The sequence below is a fragment of the Lacticigenium naphthae DSM 19658 genome (assembly GCF_000425865.1).
GTDB lineage: Bacteria > Bacillota > Bacilli > Lactobacillales > Carnobacteriaceae_A > Lacticigenium > Lacticigenium naphthae.
The window spans coordinates 51,178-68,290 of sequence record NZ_AUEG01000010.1 but is presented as its reverse complement, the minus strand read 5'-3'; the positions used below and the strand labels follow the sequence as shown (position 1 = coordinate 68,290).

At 38.7% G+C, this 17,113-nt stretch carries 20 protein-coding genes, 1 pseudogene and 1 other annotated feature; of the genes and pseudogenes, 17 read left to right on the top strand and 4 right to left on the bottom strand.

The genetic code is table 11. The features are described from left to right. Positions 1 to 168, top strand: a pseudogene (locus H626_RS11740) (IS110 family RNA-guided transposase); the annotation flags it as partial. Positions 169 to 265: 97 nt separating this feature from the next. Here the strand turns inward: H626_RS11740 and H626_RS10895 are convergent. The 3 genes from H626_RS10895 to H626_RS0107355 all read right to left on the bottom strand — a co-directional run bounded on the left by H626_RS10895 (position 266) and on the right by H626_RS0107355 (position 2,216). Beyond that, positions 266 to 1,009, bottom strand: a complete 744-nt coding sequence (locus H626_RS10895; protein WP_051237898.1) for a DUF3159 domain-containing protein — start codon at positions 1,007 to 1,009, stop codon at positions 266 to 268. Then, entirely contained in the window at positions 996 to 1,343 is a 348-nt protein-coding gene (locus H626_RS11200; protein ID WP_051237897.1) for a DUF1475 family protein, read from the bottom strand. Before H626_RS11200 ends, H626_RS10895 begins: the two co-directional genes overlap by 14 nt. Before the next feature lie 318 nt (positions 1,344 to 1,661). Further along, a complete protein-coding gene (locus H626_RS0107355) occupies positions 1,662 to 2,216 on the bottom strand; it encodes a Gx transporter family protein (RefSeq protein ID WP_027108787.1) in 555 nt (184 codons plus the stop codon). A 298-nt stretch (positions 2,217 to 2,514) separates the two neighbouring features. On the opposite strand from H626_RS0107355, the gene H626_RS0107350 reads away from it, so the two are divergent. From H626_RS0107350 to H626_RS0107280, 16 genes are all read left to right on the top strand, one after another. Beyond that, positions 2,515 to 3,045: an FMN-binding protein gene (locus tag H626_RS0107350; protein WP_027108786.1), complete on the top strand. Its 531-nt coding sequence runs from the start codon at positions 2,515 to 2,517 to the stop codon at positions 3,043 to 3,045. A 133-nt stretch (positions 3,046 to 3,178) separates the two neighbouring features. Next, positions 3,179 to 4,228, top strand: a complete 1,050-nt coding sequence (locus tag H626_RS0107345; protein WP_027108785.1) for an FAD:protein FMN transferase — start codon at positions 3,179 to 3,181, stop codon at positions 4,226 to 4,228. Between the two features lie 81 nt (positions 4,229 to 4,309). Beyond that, positions 4,310 to 4,468: a 50S ribosomal protein L33 gene (rpmG, locus tag H626_RS11340; RefSeq protein WP_084140190.1), complete on the top strand. Its 159-nt coding sequence runs from the start codon at positions 4,310 to 4,312 to the stop codon at positions 4,466 to 4,468. Positions 4,469 to 4,493: 25 nt separating this feature from the next. Further along, positions 4,494 to 4,670, top strand: a complete 177-nt coding sequence (gene secE / locus H626_RS11335) for a preprotein translocase subunit SecE (protein ID WP_027108784.1) — start codon at positions 4,494 to 4,496, stop codon at positions 4,668 to 4,670. 364 nt (positions 4,671 to 5,034) lie between these two features. After that, on the top strand, positions 5,035 to 5,589 hold the full coding sequence (nusG, locus tag H626_RS0107335) for a transcription termination/antitermination protein NusG (RefSeq protein ID WP_027108783.1): 555 nt from the start codon (positions 5,035 to 5,037) through the stop codon (positions 5,587 to 5,589). Positions 5,590 to 5,728: 139 nt separating this feature from the next. Continuing rightward, the gene (locus H626_RS0107330) at positions 5,729 to 6,160 is read left to right on the top strand and encodes a hypothetical protein (protein WP_027108782.1); all 432 of its coding nucleotides are present in this window, start codon (positions 5,729 to 5,731) and stop codon (positions 6,158 to 6,160) included. Between the two features lie 126 nt (positions 6,161 to 6,286). Beyond that, positions 6,287 to 6,712, top strand: coding sequence for a 50S ribosomal protein L11 (gene rplK, locus H626_RS0107325; protein ID WP_027108781.1), 426 nt, complete (start codon positions 6,287 to 6,289; stop codon positions 6,710 to 6,712). 92 nt (positions 6,713 to 6,804) lie between these two features. After that, the gene (rplA, locus tag H626_RS0107320) at positions 6,805 to 7,506 is read left to right on the top strand and encodes a 50S ribosomal protein L1 (protein WP_027108780.1); all 702 of its coding nucleotides are present in this window, start codon (positions 6,805 to 6,807) and stop codon (positions 7,504 to 7,506) included. A 55-nt stretch (positions 7,507 to 7,561) separates the two neighbouring features. Further along, positions 7,562 to 7,689: a sequence feature (ribosomal protein L10 leader region), on the top strand. A gap of 41 nt (positions 7,690 to 7,730) precedes the next feature. Next, positions 7,731 to 8,234: a 50S ribosomal protein L10 gene (gene rplJ, locus H626_RS0107315; protein WP_027108779.1), complete on the top strand. Its 504-nt coding sequence runs from the start codon at positions 7,731 to 7,733 to the stop codon at positions 8,232 to 8,234. A gap of 87 nt (positions 8,235 to 8,321) precedes the next feature. After that, the gene (gene rplL, locus H626_RS0107310; protein ID WP_027108778.1) at positions 8,322 to 8,687 is read left to right on the top strand and encodes a 50S ribosomal protein L7/L12; all 366 of its coding nucleotides are present in this window, start codon (positions 8,322 to 8,324) and stop codon (positions 8,685 to 8,687) included. Between the two features lie 110 nt (positions 8,688 to 8,797). Next, positions 8,798 to 9,292, top strand: coding sequence for an LURP-one-related/scramblase family protein (locus H626_RS0107305; RefSeq protein ID WP_027108777.1), 495 nt, complete (start codon positions 8,798 to 8,800; stop codon positions 9,290 to 9,292). Between the two features lie 115 nt (positions 9,293 to 9,407). Then, complete coding sequence (locus tag H626_RS0107300) at positions 9,408 to 12,266, top strand: sigma-54-dependent transcriptional regulator (RefSeq protein ID WP_027108776.1); 2,859 nt, start codon at positions 9,408 to 9,410, stop codon at positions 12,264 to 12,266. A gap of 199 nt (positions 12,267 to 12,465) precedes the next feature. Continuing rightward, positions 12,466 to 12,957: a PTS sugar transporter subunit IIB gene (locus H626_RS0107295; RefSeq protein WP_027108775.1), complete on the top strand. Its 492-nt coding sequence runs from the start codon at positions 12,466 to 12,468 to the stop codon at positions 12,955 to 12,957. A 42-nt stretch (positions 12,958 to 12,999) separates the two neighbouring features. After that, complete coding sequence (locus H626_RS0107290) at positions 13,000 to 13,971, top strand: mannose/fructose/sorbose PTS transporter subunit IIB (protein ID WP_027108774.1); 972 nt, start codon at positions 13,000 to 13,002, stop codon at positions 13,969 to 13,971. Between the two features lie 30 nt (positions 13,972 to 14,001). Continuing rightward, on the top strand, positions 14,002 to 14,799 hold the full coding sequence (locus H626_RS0107285; protein WP_027108773.1) for a PTS mannose/fructose/sorbose transporter subunit IIC: 798 nt from the start codon (positions 14,002 to 14,004) through the stop codon (positions 14,797 to 14,799). 20 nt (positions 14,800 to 14,819) lie between these two features. Continuing rightward, positions 14,820 to 15,761, top strand: a complete 942-nt coding sequence (locus tag H626_RS0107280; protein WP_027108772.1) for a PTS system mannose/fructose/sorbose family transporter subunit IID — start codon at positions 14,820 to 14,822, stop codon at positions 15,759 to 15,761. Positions 15,762 to 15,807: 46 nt separating this feature from the next. On the opposite strand, the gene rpoN is transcribed toward H626_RS0107280, so the two are convergent. Continuing rightward, positions 15,808 to 17,103 carry an RNA polymerase factor sigma-54 gene (gene rpoN, locus H626_RS0107275; protein ID WP_027108771.1) on the bottom strand — a complete coding sequence of 432 codons (1,296 nt, stop codon included), beginning with the start codon at positions 17,101 to 17,103 and terminating at the stop codon, positions 15,808 to 15,810. Between the last annotated feature and the right edge of the window lie 10 nt (positions 17,104 to 17,113).

The window sequence follows — 17,113 nt, the reverse complement described above, 5'->3', positions numbered from 1 at the left end:
GATTATTATTATAAACTAAAAAGGCAACCCACCCCCAAGAAGGATAAGGTTGCCACAGTTGCCTGTATGAACAAGCTCCTGAAATGTATGCATTCCATGGTAAGGAACCATACCTCGTACGCTTACACGCACACGGTCTCTAAGACCCATAATATACCTGTAGTATAGCATGAACCTTCTCAGAAAAATATAAAAAGGCTGAGGCTTATTTGGTATGCATTTTTGTCTGAATTAACAATCACTCTTTTGAAAATAGTATTGTTAGTTAATCTTTTGCCTTGACTAAACGTAGGAAGTAGAGGCTGGGACAAAAGTCCCAGCCTCGCTTTTTGACAGTTTTGTTAAAATCCCTTTTTTGGCCTTCGAAAGGGGGTTTTTTTTCGTTTAAAAATTCTTCAACACTTGGACCCGATAATTTTTTCAGACCTCTGATTCCGAATACATAAGTGGAAATAAGTAGGATTATATTCATCGGCCACCCCATAATAGTATTGATGTAAAAGTAAACGGAGAATTCGGCCATTAAAAATAGAGGAACTTGTATGATCAATCGGAGTAGAAAGTAAATAGCCCAAATAAGCGTGACGTTCCTATAAGCTGGACGAATATCATCGCGCAAGTACCATTCGATTGGCCATCCTCTAGATAAATGACTCAACAAAGCTGCCATCGGGCGGTGAATAACAAGAGACACAATACAAGCGATGGCAATCAGCCCGGTTGAAATTAAACCAGGAAGATAATAATTGATTGCATCTCCAGACAAGAAACTAAATCCAATAGAAAGGAGGACACCTCCTGTACCGACTAAGGCATATTTTTTGGTATGCCCTTTTGCTATTCTATACAGGATAAGGAAGAGAAGATAAAGAATAGTTAATTCACTAGCAAACGCAAGAGACAGGAACTGATTAGCTAGAAAAAATATCAAAGGTGGGAAAAGGGCATCGATGGTTTTCTTCTCAAATACAAGCGAAAGTTGTTCTATCCATTCTCTAAACTTCTCCATCTAAATCACTCCTGTGTACTCCATGAAAAGCAATTGCCCAGTCTCCTTTTGATTCGTAGAGAGCTTTTAATACATAAAGGCTACCGGTAAAAAATCCAAATATCATCAGTGTGACAACCCATAAGATAATTTTCCACATGGTTTTTTCCCTGTAAACGATCCATATGGAAAATAGGGTGAATCCCACGAATAAATCGATCAAGGACATGATCCCCCATGGATTTTCGAGTAACGCTCCACCATCAATAAGAAAATCACCATTGATGAATGCATTGACCAACCCAGCTGTCATTGCTAGCAAACAAATCCAAGCAACTATCTTTGCAGTTTTCACTTTGTTTTCCTCCTTTAAATAAAGAATTTTTTTGAGTCTACTGATTTCTTTTATTTCTTTACTAGCTGAATTCTATCTTACCGTCGTTAATTGTAATGTTATGTTACCATAATCAGCGCAGTAAAGCTGAAAATAGAATGAGTTAACGTCAGTTTTTTCTTAAATGGTTATTGTTGCTTTCGATTGTTTTGCGTATAGTCCGTAGTCGCTGTACCTCAGGGATGAACAGCGGTCCAAACAGCAAAGGAAAAGAAGAAAGATTGCTCACCTATCTGATTCAATATGACAGAAAATCAGGATAAAAAGAGGAAGCAGTGATTACTGCTTCCTCTTTTTGTGTACCTTATCTTTTTCTAAATCTTTTCGAAACATGCGGAGTGTGCGAACACGTTCCATTAAAAAGTTGGCAGCTATTCCGATAGAGACACCAGAAAGAATCCCCATGAAGGAAAGAACAGGGAGATAAAGCATGACTGTCCAAGTCTGTGCGATGGTGCTTGCTACAGTTAGTTGACCGACATTGTGTAATACTCCCCCAGTTGCACTGATCCCGATGATGCTGATACGTTTGCCTCCAAATAGTTTAACTAATACCATACCAAAATAACTTAATACGGCTCCGACCATACTATAGAGGAAAGTAGAAAGTGTGCCTCCAAGTAGCGTAGTGACTAATAAACGCATCCAGACGACTTTAAAGCTATCTTTAAAAGGTAAAGTGAAGATGGCAACGATAGTGATCAAGTTAGCGATCCCCAATTTTGCTCCCGGTGCAAATGCAAACGGAAAAGGAATACTTCTTTCGATCAATCCCAGGATAACCGCTTGAGCAGCAAGCAAGGATATATATACATTTTTCTGCGTACGAGTCATAGAAGACAGTCCTTTAAATTTTCTAAGTATACTAAATCATAATTTTAAAGAACCTTGGCTCGATAGTCAATAGAAGGTATCTTATAAATGAGGAGAACCTAATTGTTTGATTTGTTTTATGTTTCACAATAAAACCTGTGAATAGATGTTTTTTTAGAATTGAAGCAATAAAAAAGCAAATAAAACAGAAAAACAACTTGTGAAACTATAGACAAACTTTCCGGTTAACGCTATACTATAAGTAAGTTGAGCAAGGGGAGTCTTGCAGAAAAATAGAGTGAAGAGGGGTTTTGGGGTCATGAAATTTGTCAAAGGGTTGAAGTACGCATCATTACTAACTGCATCTAGCTTTTTATTAGCTGCTTGTGGTGATGACGCTGAGGAAGCAGTAGATACAACTGAACAAGCTGTCGAAGATGTTACAGAAGACGTCGAGGAAGAAACGGAAGATATGACAGGAGTTGGAGAGTTACAAGATGGTATGTATTCTCTCGAAGAAGCAGAGTTAGATGAAAATGGTTGGCGCGTTCTTTTTGATATAACCGTGGAAGATGGCGAGATCACGGAATCCAATTATAATTATGAAAATGAAGAGGGCACTCTTAAAACTGAAGATGAAGAATACCAAGAAAATATGACAGAAGCTGTGGGAACAGGACCGCAGGACTATATTCCACAATTTAATGAAGGATTGTTGGATACGCAAGACCCTGAAGAAGTAGAGGTTGTTTCGGGCGCAACCCATTCACATGAAAAATTTGTTGAATATGGCGAAATGTTGATTGAAGCAGCTGAAGAAGGAAACACCGAAGCCATCATTATAGATTGATTCTTCGAAATAAAAAGAGTTTATGGAGGTTGAGACAATTGTCTTAACTTCTATTTTTTTGTAGAATCAATCGTTTTTTTCAGTTAAAATAGGGATGTTGCATAATTGAAAGAATACGAAGGAGTTTAGGAGTATGAATAGAAAGATCATAGGATTGTTAGCGATCATCCCTGTGTTTTTTGGATTAGCCAGTTGCGAAGATGCAGAAATGCGAGAGTTGGTAAAAGATCCATATGAAGATACACAATTTTTAATGGGAACAGTCGCAAATATTAAAGTATACAATAAAGATAAAGAAGAAGTAGTTGCTAAGGCCTTTGAACGTGTCAAAGAATTGGATGCAAAGATAGACATTAATAATGAGCAATCCGAAGTCTCAAAAATAAATGAACAAGCGGGAATAGAACCGGTTGAAGTTTCAGAGGACATTTTTCAGTTAATAGAAAAAGCCTACTACTATAGTGAAGAATCAGACGGTGGGTTCGATTTGACTGTTGGACCGATTACGGAATTGTGGCATATCGGATATGATGATGCGCGACTCCCAGACCAAAAAGAAATCGATGCGGCTTTAGAATTAGTGGACTATGAGCTGGTCGAATTGAATGAAGAAGAGCAAACAGTTTTTCTGCCGATTGAAGAAATGCGACTAGACTTGGGTGCAATTGCCAAAGGCTTTATAACAGATGAAGTGGTAAAAGTATTGGGAAGCAATGGTGTCGACACTGCGATCATCGATTTAGGAGGAAATATTTTCGTGATGGGAAATAGTCCGCGTGGCGAAGAGGAGTCATGGAATGTAGGTATTCAAGATCCATTTGAAGCACGGGGAGAAATTATTGGGATCTTGCCAGTTATCGACCGGTCCATCGTCACTTCTGGAGTGTATGAAAGAAATCTGGAAGTAGATGGCCAACTGTATCACCACCTGATGAATCCTCAAACGGGCTATCCATTTGATAATGATTTAGCAGGAGTCAGCATTGTTACAGAGAGTTCAGTTGAGGGGGACGGATTGTCAACGGCTATCTATGCAATGGGGATAGAAAAGGGACTAGAGTATATCAACAAGCAAGAAAAGACGGAAGCGATATTCGTCACAAAAGATAAAAAAGTCGAGGTATCACAGGGGTATGCAGATTCATTTAAACTTTCCAATGAAGATTTTTCATTCATAGAGTAGGTAGGGATCCCAACAGACTAATTGACATAGTGAATTCTACGTGGTAAATTTATCATGATTTGAAAGAAAAGAGGAAAAATAATGTCGAATAAAAGAGTTGCATTAGCTTGCATCGTATGTGGATCACGAAACTATTCAAAAGATGCGGGAATAGGAGCTAGTACACGTACAGAGCGCTTAGAACTTAAAAAATATTGTAAATATTGTAAAAAACACACATTGCATAGAGAAACGAAGTAAGCGAAAGCTTCGAGGAGGTAGAAATATGAGCAAAATCAAAAACTTTTTAAGCGAAGTAAAAGATGAAATGCTAGCAGTCGAGTGGCCAAAAGGTAAAGAGTTACGTAAAAATTCACTTACTGTCTTCACTGTAGTCGCACTTTTTGCAGTCTTTTTCTTGGGTGTCGACTCAGCGATTTCTGCTTTGTTAGGTTTACTATAACCGAGGAAAAGAGCTGAGACAACTGTCTCAGCTCTTTTTTTTGAAGAGAGGAACGACAAAGTGGCGTCCGATTGTAGAAACGTTGGAACACCGCTCGTATAGACAGGCTGTCGTTTTTAGAGTACCATTCGTTGAGTAAGCAATCTACTTTGTTGAGCAGTCAAAATGTGTTGCGAGAAATCATGGAAGAGTTGCAAGGAAGATGAAAATCGAGTTGGACAATTAATTGGAATTATGGTATACTTTTTGGAATGAGATGCAGAGAAACCCTTCAATAGAAGAGGGTTTTTTTATATGGAAAAAATAAACGAGTGTAAACAAATCGTGTATGTTAAAAAAGAGATTGAACTAAGGAGAGAAAAAAATGGAAGAATTAGAAACCCAAAAACAGTGGTATGTTCTGCATAGTTATTCTGGATATGAAAATAAGGTAAAACAAAACATTGAATCACGCGCAAGAAGTATGGGGATGGAACACAATATTTTCGAGGTCATCGTTCCTGAAGAAGAAGAAAAAGAAGTGAAAAACGGAAAAGAAAAAATAAAAATGACGAAGACTTTTCCGGGTTATGTCTTAGTGCAAATGATCATGTCCGATGATGCTTGGTATATTGTAAGAAATACACCTGGAGTAGTCGGGTTTGTCGGCTCGCATGGAGCAGGAAGTAAGCCTGCACCGCTTTTACCCGAAGAGGTAGACAATATAATGAAAATGTTGGGAGTCAATACACGTCGTCGAGAAATCGATTTAGAAATCGGTGAAGTTGTGACGATCGTGGAAGGTGCCTTTAGTGGTATGGAAGGTACAGTTACTGAAGTTGAACCTGAAAAAGGAAAAGTAAAAGCAGTAGTTGAAATGTTTGGTCGGGAAACAACGGCAGAATTGGACTACGATCAAGTAAAAAAATACGAATTATAAAAGTAAGGAGTGTTCCGGGAATTATTTACATCCCGGGATGCTTTTTTGTTTTCTTTCTGTTGAAAATACTTCATAAGAGAGAAAACATACATACGATACAGTATACTAAGTACTAAATGAGGAAAGTGGGGAAAGAAAAATGGAACAACTGTTTTGGAGAGTGATTTCAATCGTAAACAAATTGGTTTTATGGGTAATTACCAGCGGAACTGAAATACTGCCTTTAAAAGAAGCCTATTTTTGGAGTATAGGAATGTTGGGAGTATTCTTTCTTTTAGGGAGTTATCTCCTAGTGAAAATTTCTAGAAAGCTTATTTTTGGAGATTATCTGCTAGCTTTCATTATGGCAATTTCTTTTACCCTCTCCATTATCTTGTCTTTAACTTTTCAAGAAATCCAGTTTTCAGTGTTGGAGAACAGGCTGACAGTATTAGGATTTGGTTTCATCGGATTTTTGTTGCTTGCTGGTCTTGTCAGTGGTTTATTCTTTTTGTTCTATTTGGCTTTTCAAGGAATCAGCCGTTACAAAGAACGGCACAAGCTTTCAGGAGATGAAAGGGTAGAAAATTAAAAAAGCTTGCAAAATAAAGGCAGAGATGCTAGTATAAATAAGTACGCTTACGCGTATGAACAAAAGTGGGAGGGGAAATACTATCCCCATTCAACCACTCACGGACTCATCAAGGAGGAATGTCACGTGGCAAAAAAAGTCGCTAAAATCGTGAAACTGCAAATCGCTGCAGGGAAAGCAAGTCCTGCTCCACCGGTTGGTCCTGCATTAGGTCAAGCACAAGTGAATATCATGGGATTCTGTAAAGAATTCAATGCACGCACAGCTGATCAAGCAGGAATGATCATTCCGGTAGTTATTTCAGTTTATGAAGATCGTTCATTTACTTTTGTTACAAAAACACCACCAGCTGCAGTATTATTGAAAAAAGCTGCTGGCGTGGAAGCTGGTTCTGGCGAACCAAACACGAAAAAGGTTGCAACTGTTACACGCGACCAAGTAAGAGAAATTGCAGAAACAAAAATGGAAGATCTTAACGCTGCAGATGTAGAAGCTGCTATGCGTATGGTCGAAGGAACAGCAAGAAGCATGGGCTTCAACGTCGAAGGTTAAGCTTTCGTGCTTCTGCTAATCCTCGCGTTTTGCCGCACGAGGATTACGTGGGAGGAAAATCCGTTATAACCACAATAAGGAGGAAAAGAAACATGGCAAAAAAAAGCAAAAAATATCTAGCAGCACTTGAACAAGTAGATAGAACAAAAAATTATCCTGCTGACGAAGCAATCGCGCTAGTTAAGGAAATGGATTTCGCAAATTTTGATGCAACAATTGAAGTAGCTTACCGTTTAGGTGTCGATCCTAAAAAAGCAGACCAACAAATTCGTGGGGCAATGGTATTGCCAAACGGAACAGGTAAAACTCAAACCGTTATCGTTTTCGCTCGTGGTGATAAAGCACGTGAAGCTGAAGCAGCAGGCGCTGACGTTGTTGGAGATTCCGACTTGGTTCAACGTGTTCAAGATGGTTGGTTAGATTTTGATGTTGTTGTTGCGACTCCAGACATGATGGCTGAAGTTGGACGTTTAGGACGCGTATTAGGACCTAAAGGTCTTATGCCGAACCCTAAAACAGGTACTGTTACTATGGATGTTACTAAAGCAATCAACGATATTAAAGCTGGACAAGTTACTTACCGTGTTGAAAAAGCAGGGAACGTTCATGTTCCGATCGGTAAAGTATCCTTCAGTGCTGAAAAATTACAAGAAAACTTGGCAGCTATTCATGACGTGATCGTGAAAGCTAAACCAGCGAGTGCAAAAGGTGTTTACATTAAAAATGTAGCTATTTCAAGTACATTCGGACCTGGAGTTAAAGTTGACCCAAGTACAGTTATTCGCAAAAAATAATTGTTGAAAATGTCTTGACCTGAGAGCGTTATTTTGTTATAATCCTCAGGTCAAGAATATTATTACATTGATGCCGAAGACAGTAGGAGGCGTAGCCTTAAATTTCCTACCGAGGATATATTGTGTGTATACACTCTTAATCCCTCTATGTCTACAGTGGCATGGAGTTTTTTATTTGTAATGAATAAAAAGTTTCATTCAATCGATCAGGAGGTGAAACGTCAATGAGTCAAGCAGCAAAAGAAAAGAAACAAGTCATCGTAGATGACATTACGAAAAAAATTCAAGATGCAGTATCTGTAGTGGTAGTCGACTATCGTGGTTTAACAGTTGAACAAGTTACAGAATTGCGTAAACAATTGCGTGATAACGGTGTTGAAATACGTGTATTAAAAAACACTATGTTAAGACGTGCTGCAGAAGCAGCAGGTTTAGGTACTATGGAAGATGTCTTTAAAGGACCTACTGCAGTTGCATTTAGTAACGAAGATGTTGTTGCTCCAGCTAAGATCATCGCTGAATTTGCTAAAGATGCAGAAGCTTTAGAAATCAAAGGTGGCGTAATTGAAGGAACAGTAGCTAGCGTTGAAAAAATCAATGCACTTGCAAAACTTCCGAATCGCGAAGGATTGCTATCTATGCTTTTATCTGTACTCCAAGCACCTGTACGCAACACGGCTTTGGCAATCAAAGCAGTTGCAGAGAAAAAAGAAGAAGAAGCAGCTTAAGGTCAATTTATTTAATCAACCGCAAAAACTTGCCGGTTAATAAAAAAATAGCAAGTTAACTAAAAATTATATTGGAGGAAACCAAAAATGGCATTAGACATTGAAAAAATTGTTGCCGACTTAAAAGAGTCAACAATCATGGAATTAAACGATTTAGTATCAGCAATCGAAGAAGAATTTGGCGTAACAGCTGCAGCTCCAGTTGCAGCAGCAGGTGCAGGCGCAGCTGCTGAAGAAGAACAAACAGAATTTACTGTTGAATTAACAAGTGTTGGTTCAGCTAAAATCAAAGTTATCAAAGCAGTTCGTGAAGCTACTGGTTTAGGCTTGAAAGAAGCTAAAGCTTTAGTTGATGGCGCTCCTGCAGCAATCAAAGAAAACATTACTAAAGAAGAAGCAGAAGAATTAAAAGCTAAAATTGAAGAAGTTGGCGGAACTGTAGAAGTTAAATAATAACTTCTTTCCGTTTGCTAAAACCTTCACGCAGAGTTCTACTCTGCGTGAAGGTTTTTCTTTTTGATGAAAAATAGATGCTCGAGTGAATAGTAGAGGGATGTGGCGGTATGAAAAAATTATATATCAAACAAAAAGTCTTTTCTTGGAAAGATGAATTTAGAGTGAAAGATGAACAAGAAAGGGATATTTATAAGGTAGAAGGAAAACTGTTTTCTTGGGCCAAGAAATTGTCGCTTTGTGATATGAATGGAAAAGAACTCATTTATATTGAGCAGAAACTTATGAATTGGCTACCTACGTACAATGTTTATCAAGAGGGAAAAGAAATCGCAACTGTAAGGAAAGAACTGTCTTTTATTAAACCGAAGTATCGGATCGAACAATTGGATTGGTATGTGGAAGGAAGCTTTACAGCACATGATTATGAAATCGTCTCTGGTTCGCAGGCGGTCGCTACCATCCGAAAAGAATGGTTTTCTTTTAGTGACTATTATGAATTGGCGGTCATGGATGAAAAAAATGAGTTGCCCGCATTAGCAATCATGATAATAATTGACTGTGTGATGGCTTCTGAAAGTGCCGCAGCAAGTAGTGGCAATTAAAAACGATACAACACACTAGTAATTTTCTCTAGTGTGTTGTATTAGTGTGTCTTTTATAATAATATAGTGTATGCAAACAGAGAAACGTGAACAGTGATAGAAGGGGGAATGAAAAGTGAATCGAAAGAAAAGTATCTATCACTACGTATTAAAGGAAACACAAGCATATTCAGAAGAAGATGTTGAGTTAGGAAAAGGTCTGACCACGAAAATAATATCAGAATCATTGGATATCCAAAGGAGCAATGTTTCTAAAGATTTAAATTCGCTAGTTAGAGAGGGCTTGCTACATAAAACGATTGGGAGGCCTGTGCGTTATTTTGCATCCGTTTCAAAACCGCATGCGCCCTTAACTAAATATGTACCTAGTTATAAAGAGAAGAAGATACCGAGTAGTTCTCAAATAGCCGCAGCATCCCTTTCTATCGCTGACAAAAAAGATGTTTTTCGTTCGATGATCGGTGCAAATGGGAGCATGCACAATGTTGTTGAACAAGCGAAGGCTGCAGTTTTGTATCCTCCTAAAGGGTTGAACACGTTGATCACGGGGCCGACAGGTTCTGGGAAATCGTTTTTTGCGCACGCGATGTTTCATTTTGCTCAAGCAAATCAGCTGATTGCAGATGAAAAGGAACTCGTTATTTTCAACTGTGCAGATTATGCGAACAATCCACAATTATTAATGAGCCATTTATTCGGGTATTCGCAAGGGGCCTTTACGGGAGCGACGACTTCTAAGGAAGGGTTGATTCAACGAGCACATAATGGGATGCTCTTTCTCGATGAGATTCATCGGTTGCCGCCTGAGGGACAGGAAATGGTATTTTATTTTATGGATTCAGGGTTATATAGTCGTTTAGGGGAGACTGGTAAAAACCGGGAAGCGAATGTCCGCATCGTTTGTGCAACGACAGAAGATCCCAAATCAACTTTTCTTGATACTTTTATGAGAAGGATCCCGATCAGTATCCAGCTCCCTTCTTTTAAGGAACGTCCGGTGAATGAACAACTAGATTTAGTTAAATTGTTGACAAGTTTAGAAGCGAGTAGAATACAAAAGGAAATCACACTTTCCGAAGATGTAATAAAGGCATTGATTGCGAGTGTCGGCTATGGGAATGTGGGACAATTAAAATCAAGTATACAGTTAGTGTGTGCTAGAGGGTTTATGAACCAACTTAATCAAGAAAGCATCTATTTGACTGTAAGAGACTTACCGGAAACTATCCAAACGCATCTGGTTGGACTTTCCTCAAATGGCAGTCATCGTATAGCTTTATCGCAAGTTGCGGAGGCACAAATCACGGTTAAGCCCAACGAACCTTTTTATCGTATGGAAATCGATGCGTACGAATTGCCATACAATTTATATGACATTATAGGGGATAAAGCAACTTTATTAGAAGCGGAGGGATTGGATCGCGATTCGATCAATCAATATATTTCAACAGACATTAACGTTCACTTAAAATCGTTTTATCGAAATCATGGATTCTCCTTACAAACAGAATCTAAATTAGGTGAAGTGGTCTCGAAAGAAGTCATCCAATTCGTTCATGAAATAGCTCCGGAAATAGAAGCAGCTTTGGAAACGTTGTTTAAACACAATTTCATTTATGCAATCAGTCTGCACATTAGTTCGCTGCTCAGCAAAATACACGTAGGAGAAATTCGGCAACTAAATAGTCGTATCAAAGAAATGGCCGTTACGTATACAAAGGAATTTGAGATCGCAAGGGTTGTGACCGAAAAAATTTCCAAAGAGTTTTCTGTAGCTGTGCCCCAAAGTGAAGTGTATTATTTAACGGTACTTCTTGTTTCATTAAAAGTAGAACAAATAACGGGAAGGATCGGAGTTGTAATTGCTACACACGGAAATTCGACTGCGAGTAGTATGGCTCGAGTGGTAGAAGAATTACTAGACACCTCTGGAATCAAAGCAGTAGATATGCCCTTGGATATGTCTCCAACGGTAGTGTATGATCGTGTGAAACAAGCAGTTATTGATGCCAATGAAGGAAGTGGAGTTTTCCTATTGGTAGACATGGGTTCGTTGGCTACTTTTGAAGGGAAATTACGCAAAGAAACAGGAATTCATGTGAGGTCGATCGATATGGTTTCTACCGCTATGTTATTGGAAGCCACTCGAAAAGCTTCTTTGGTGGAGGCAGATATAGAAATGTTGTATGAATCTTTGGCACGGTTCAACGGCTATGGGAGCACGGTTGTTAAAAAACCAAGGGAACTCCTTACAGAAGAAACGAATAAAACACCGATCATGGTGGCGATTTGCGCCAGTGGTGAAGGAACGGCTCAAAAATTGAAGGAGATCATAGAAAAACCTTTAGCAAAACAGAAAAACAATCCATTAAAAGTGTTAACGAGTTCGATAGCTGATTTAAATGAAAATATTCAAAACTGGCAAAGGAAGTACACTATCGTAGCGACAACTGGAGTCATCAATCCTAAGTTGACTGCTCCATTTATCCCTTTAGAAAATTTCATTGAAGAAGATGCAGAAATTTTATTGGATAAAATCAATCAATTGACTATGCCTGCACCGCAAGAGGGAATCACTCATGGACAGCAAGCGAAAGAATTGGTCCGTTCCTTTTTAGAAAAACAGTACACATTTTTAAATCCAAAAAAAGTACTGAATCCTTTATGGGAATTTGTTGAAGAGTGTGCCACATTGCAACCCCATCCTGAGAAGGGGTTTGCTTTTCATATCAATCTTTCTCTCCATATGGCCGGTGTGATCGAAAGATTGGTCCATCACGATCCTTTGTCTGAAGAAACTCAAAGCGAATCAATGGCTGAAGCTGATTGGACCCTGAAAGTAAGAGAAGCCATCGAGAAATTTGAGCGGGCTTTAGCGATAACCATCCCGTCAGCAGAATACAGTTATATTGATTATTTTATTCGGAAAAAACAAGGAACTGTGGAAGATATCGATACACTGTTAGAAGAATAAACAAAAAAGATACACTAAAGACACTGTGTTTTAGTGTATCTTTTTAGTGTGTTGTCTAGGATACGTGTTCTTGCAAGGTTTCCCGCGGAAAAAGTTGGCACACTTCTTGCTTATATATAAGTGAAGGCAAAATAATAGGAAATGTATTGTTTTGCTAAAAACGAAGAAGGGAGTGCAGAAGAAAAGGAGGACTTTGGATATGGACATCCGTTTAATACGAATCGACGATCGTTTGATACATGGGCAGGTTGCTACAACTTGGGCAAAGACACTGGGAATAAACCGGATCATTGTCGTAAGTAATGAAGTGGCAGAAAACCCCATTCAGAAATTATTATTGATACAAGCAGCCCCACCTGAAATAAAAGCACATGTTGTGACGATAAATAAATTGATCCAAGTGATTGATCATCCCCAACTAATAAATGTGAAAGCTTTGCTCTTATTTACAAATCCGATGGATGTAGCACACATCTATAAAAGTGGAATTTATTTTAAACAAATCAATATTGGTGGGATGAAATTTACTGAAGGAAAAAAAATGATCACACATTTTGTGTCTGTTGATCAGGAGGATATAGATGCCTTTCAATATCTAGATTCTGAAGGAATTGAATTAGAAATAAGGAAAGTTCCGAGTGATCGAAAACAATCGTTGATGGATGTACTAAAAAAAGGCAATTTTCTTTAAAGGAAAATACATGGCAAGATGCCAGAAACAGGAGGGACATAAATGGTAGGAATTATTTTAGCAAGCCATGGTGAGTTTGCTGAAGGGATCTTACAATCAGCAACAATGATTGTGGGCGAACAAGAAAATATTAAAGCTGTAACATTAAAACCAAGTGAAGGACCAGACGATATCCGCAACAAGATGGAAAGTGCTATTGCATCTTTCAATACAGATGAAATACTCATCTTAGTAGATTTATGGGGTGGGACTCCTTTTAATCAGGCAAATACATTGTTTGAAGAGCACAAAGATACATGGGCAATCGTAGCAGGACTAAGCTTACCCATGTTGATCGAATCATTGACAGCACGTTTTTCAAGTGAAAATGCGCATGAAATTGCTTCGACCATTCTTGAAGTAGCAAAAGATAGTGTGAAAGTTAGACCAGAAAGCTTGCAACCGGCCGAAGCTGAAGCCGTTGCTAAAACAGAGCCAAGTCAACCACTTCCTAAAGGAACAGTGGTAGGAGATGGTAAAATCGATATCGGCTTAGCGCGTGTGGATTCTCGTTTATTGCATGGTCAAGTAGCAACAGCGTGGTCAAAAGATGTAAATCCAACACGGATCATTGTTGTATCTGACGATGTGGCAAAAGATGAATTGCGCAAATCGTTGATCACACAAGCAGCACCTCCCGGAGTTAAAGCAAATGTTATTCCGATCGACAAGATGATCGAAATATGGAGTGACCCGCGTTTTGGAAAAACAAAAGCTTTATTGTTATTTGAAAATCCAACAGACGTTTTACGTGTTGTTGAGGGTGGAGTTGAATTGCCAGAAGTGAACATCGGATCAATGGCTCACTCTGAAGGAAAAGTGATGATCAATAACGTATTGTCTGTAAATAAAACAGATGTCGACGCATTTAAAAAGTTAAAAGACCAGGGTGTGAAGTTTGACGTTCGTAAAGTCCCTTCAGATCAAAGCAAAAACTTGTGGGACTTATTGAAAAAAACAGAGTATGTCAATTAAGTATAATTTTTTGAGGAGGGAATATAAATTATGAGTATTTTTACAGTTATTTTAGTTCTTCTAGTAGCCTTCTTAGCAGGTATGGAAGGAATCTTGGATGAATTTCAATTTCATCAACCAATCATAGCCGCTTCTTTAATCGGGATCGTAACAGGAAATCCTTTGCAAGGGCTATTATTAGGCGGAACACTACAATTGATCGCACTAGGATGGATGAATATCGGAGCAGCAGTTGCTCCCGATGCAGCTTTAGCTTCAATTGCATCAGCTATTTTAGTTACTATTAATGGCGCAAGCATTTCCGAAGGGATCGCACTTGCTATTCCATTAGCAATTGCTGGACAAGTATTGACTATGTTTGTACGGACAATTACAGTGGGGATCGCTCACGGTGCCGACAGAAAAGCAAAAGAAGGTTCATTTAGAGGCGTGGAAATGTACCATATCGGTGCTTTGATGTTACAAGGATTGCGTATTGCAATTCCCGCAGGTATTATTTTAGCAGTTCCAGCTGGCGTTGTGACAGATGCATTGAATTCGATTCCTGCATGGTTAACAGGTGGTTTAGCTGTTGCTGGTGGATTCATCGTTGCTGTTGGTTATGCAATGGTTATCAATATGATGGCTACTCCTAAATTATGGGTATTCTTTGCTTTAGGTTTCGCTTTATCAGCTGTTGGAGATTTAAACTTGATTGCAATGGGAATTATTGGTGTGGTATTAGCATTACTTTTCCTACAATTTTCTCCTGAATTCAATCAAGGCGGCGGTGGCGGCGGAAACTCCGGCAGCGGAGACCCACTTAATGATATCTTAAATGACTATTAATGAAGGAGCGATGAAGAATAATGGCTGAAAATAATAATTATAAATTAACTAAACGTGATCGTTTTAACGTTTTTTGGAGAAGTCAATTCCTCCAAGCATCATGGAACTTTGAACGTATGCAAAATGTAGGTTGGGCTTATGCAATGATTCCAGCTTTGAAAAAATTATATACAACTGAAGAAGATCGTGCCGCAGCATTGAAAAGACATTTAGAATTCTTCAATACTCATCCATATTTAGCCTCACCTGTTTTCGGGGTGACATTGACACTTGAAGAAGAGAGAGCTGCCGGAAAAGATATTGATGACGCAGCAATTCAAGGAGTAAAAATCGGTATGATGGGACCTTTGGCTGGTGTAGGTGATCCCGTTTTCTGGGGAACGCTTCGTCCAGTATTGGGTGCTTTTGCTGCTTCGCTCGCTTTGAGTGAAAGCTGGTTAGGCCCCATCATCTTCTTCTTCGTTTGGAATATTATCCGTATGGCTTTCTTATGGTATACACAAGAGCTTGGATATGTTCAAGGAGGAAATATCACTAAAAACTTATCCGGTGGGTTGATGCAGAAATTGACTCAAGGAGCATCTGTTTTAGGTATGTTTATCATGGGGGTACTTGTTCCAAGATGGACCAGTATGCATTTCCCAATGGTATTAAGTCGTATGGATGTCCCGGCTGAAGAGATGGTCGACTTTAGTGGTATCGCTGAAGCAGCTAACGAAGGTGTGATCTCAGGAGACATGCTACGTGGTGTTGTTGCTCAAATCCAATCTGGAATGAGTATCGAACCAGAACAAGTTACAACTCTACAAAATACTTTAGATCAATTACTTCCTGGTCTTGCTCCATTACTCCTAACATTAGGCTGTGTATGGTTATTACGTAAAAAAGTTAGCCCTATCACAATTATCTTCGGATTATTTGTTATCGGTATTCTTGGTTATGTTTTAGGTATCTTTGGATAATATTTATTAAAAAAACTTCCTTTGCAAATGAGCAGAGGAAGTTTTTTTATTTGATTTTTCTTTTAACAGAGGAAGCGATGTTCAATTGTTTACGGTATTTTGTAATTGCCCGTCTGGAAAGTTTGATTTCCTTCTCGCTGAGTAGCTCAACCAACTTTTGATCTGAAAGCGGACGTTGTTTGTCTTCAGTGCGGATCCACTCTTGAATCAGTCGCGTGATTGTATCTTTGGATTGGTCACCATTTGGCGTTCTTCGGGATAGAAATGATTTTAACTCAAACACCCCTTGAGGTGTTTGGATATAAGTTTCTCGAACCGCCCGACTGATCGTCGAAACATCCAGTTTACAGATTTGAGCCAGATCAGTTAATTGTAATGGGACGAGCGATCGTTCTTTTTGGGAAAAGAAGTTCTGTTGATGCAGAACGATAGCTGTTCCCACTTGAAGAATCGTTTCTCCCCGACGTTTAAGACTGGTTTGTAACTGCTCGAATTCTTGGCGTTTTTCTTTTAAGAAGCTAGATACTTCACTGTCTTCAATGGTTTTCATCTCGTTAAAGTAGTTCAGATCAAAGGATAATAAAGGTGTTTTGTAACGCGTTTCTTCGATAGTCAAATTGCCATCAGATAAGGAGACGACTAATTCGGGAATGATGAAAGGAACTGTTTCAGAGCGGGCATTATACATTTCAATCGGAGAAAGAGATAAGCGCTGAACGAACTGGTACACTTCTTCTACTTGTTCTAAAGAGATGCGATAATCTTCTGCAATCAGACTCCACCGTTTGTGAAATAGATCATCAAAATGTTCTTCCAAAATCAAATAGGCAATAGGCGGTGAAAATTCAAGGCGTTCAGTCTGTAACATTAGACATTCTTGAATGTTTCGAGCGCCTATTCCAGGTGGGTCTAATTGGTGAAGCAACGTTAGGGAATCCAACAATTGAGTCTGTAAAGCTTGAGTAATTTGTTGAGCTTCTTCCATTGATGCGGTCACGAAGCCTTTATCATCCAAGTTATTTATCCACCAAAAAACTAAATTACGTAATTCGCCTTTTCGATAAAATAAAAAAGCTTGTTCCATTAAAAAATCATAAATCGACTGTTGGTACGAAGCAGTTTGTTCAATGATGTTAGTCGTTTCGCTGAGTGAATTGTTGATAAGTTGGTTTTCTTCTTCAGGTATTTTTATGAAAGGGTTATCTAGGATCGTTTGATTTAAGTAAGATGATAACTCCAATCTATTAAATTGTAATAGCTGCACTCCTTGTACTAAATTAGGTACATAGGATTGCTTTTGGGTTTGAGTTTGTGTGAAATGCAACGGATTGTTAAACTCCATATAAATCTTC

Coding starts and splice junctions, on each gene's coding strand:
- rpoN (WP_027108771.1), bottom strand. CDS start 17,103: ATGGAGTTTAACAATCCGTTGCATTTCACACAAACTCAAACCCAAAAG.
- H626_RS0107280 (WP_027108772.1), top strand. CDS start 14,820: ATGGCTGAAAATAATAATTATAAATTAACTAAACGTGATCGTTTTAAC.
- rplL (WP_027108778.1), top strand. CDS start 8,322: ATGGCATTAGACATTGAAAAAATTGTTGCCGACTTAAAAGAGTCAACA.
- H626_RS0107330 (WP_027108782.1), top strand. CDS start 5,729: ATGGAACAACTGTTTTGGAGAGTGATTTCAATCGTAAACAAATTGGTT.
- H626_RS0107295 (WP_027108775.1), top strand. CDS start 12,466: ATGGACATCCGTTTAATACGAATCGACGATCGTTTGATACATGGGCAG.
- secE (WP_027108784.1), top strand. CDS start 4,494: ATGAGCAAAATCAAAAACTTTTTAAGCGAAGTAAAAGATGAAATGCTA.
- H626_RS0107345 (WP_027108785.1), top strand. CDS start 3,179: ATGAATAGAAAGATCATAGGATTGTTAGCGATCATCCCTGTGTTTTTT.
- H626_RS0107290 (WP_027108774.1), top strand. CDS start 13,000: ATGGTAGGAATTATTTTAGCAAGCCATGGTGAGTTTGCTGAAGGGATC.
- rplJ (WP_027108779.1), top strand. CDS start 7,731: ATGAGTCAAGCAGCAAAAGAAAAGAAACAAGTCATCGTAGATGACATT.
- H626_RS0107305 (WP_027108777.1), top strand. CDS start 8,798: ATGAAAAAATTATATATCAAACAAAAAGTCTTTTCTTGGAAAGATGAA.
- H626_RS10895 (WP_051237898.1), bottom strand. CDS start 1,009: ATGGAGAAGTTTAGAGAATGGATAGAACAACTTTCGCTTGTATTTGAG.
- rpmG (WP_084140190.1), top strand. CDS start 4,310: ATGTCGAATAAAAGAGTTGCATTAGCTTGCATCGTATGTGGATCACGA.
- H626_RS0107350 (WP_027108786.1), top strand. CDS start 2,515: ATGAAATTTGTCAAAGGGTTGAAGTACGCATCATTACTAACTGCATCT.
- nusG (WP_027108783.1), top strand. CDS start 5,035: ATGGAAGAATTAGAAACCCAAAAACAGTGGTATGTTCTGCATAGTTAT.
- H626_RS0107355 (WP_027108787.1), bottom strand. CDS start 2,216: ATGACTCGTACGCAGAAAAATGTATATATATCCTTGCTTGCTGCTCAA.
- H626_RS0107285 (WP_027108773.1), top strand. CDS start 14,002: ATGAGTATTTTTACAGTTATTTTAGTTCTTCTAGTAGCCTTCTTAGCA.
- rplA (WP_027108780.1), top strand. CDS start 6,805: ATGGCAAAAAAAAGCAAAAAATATCTAGCAGCACTTGAACAAGTAGAT.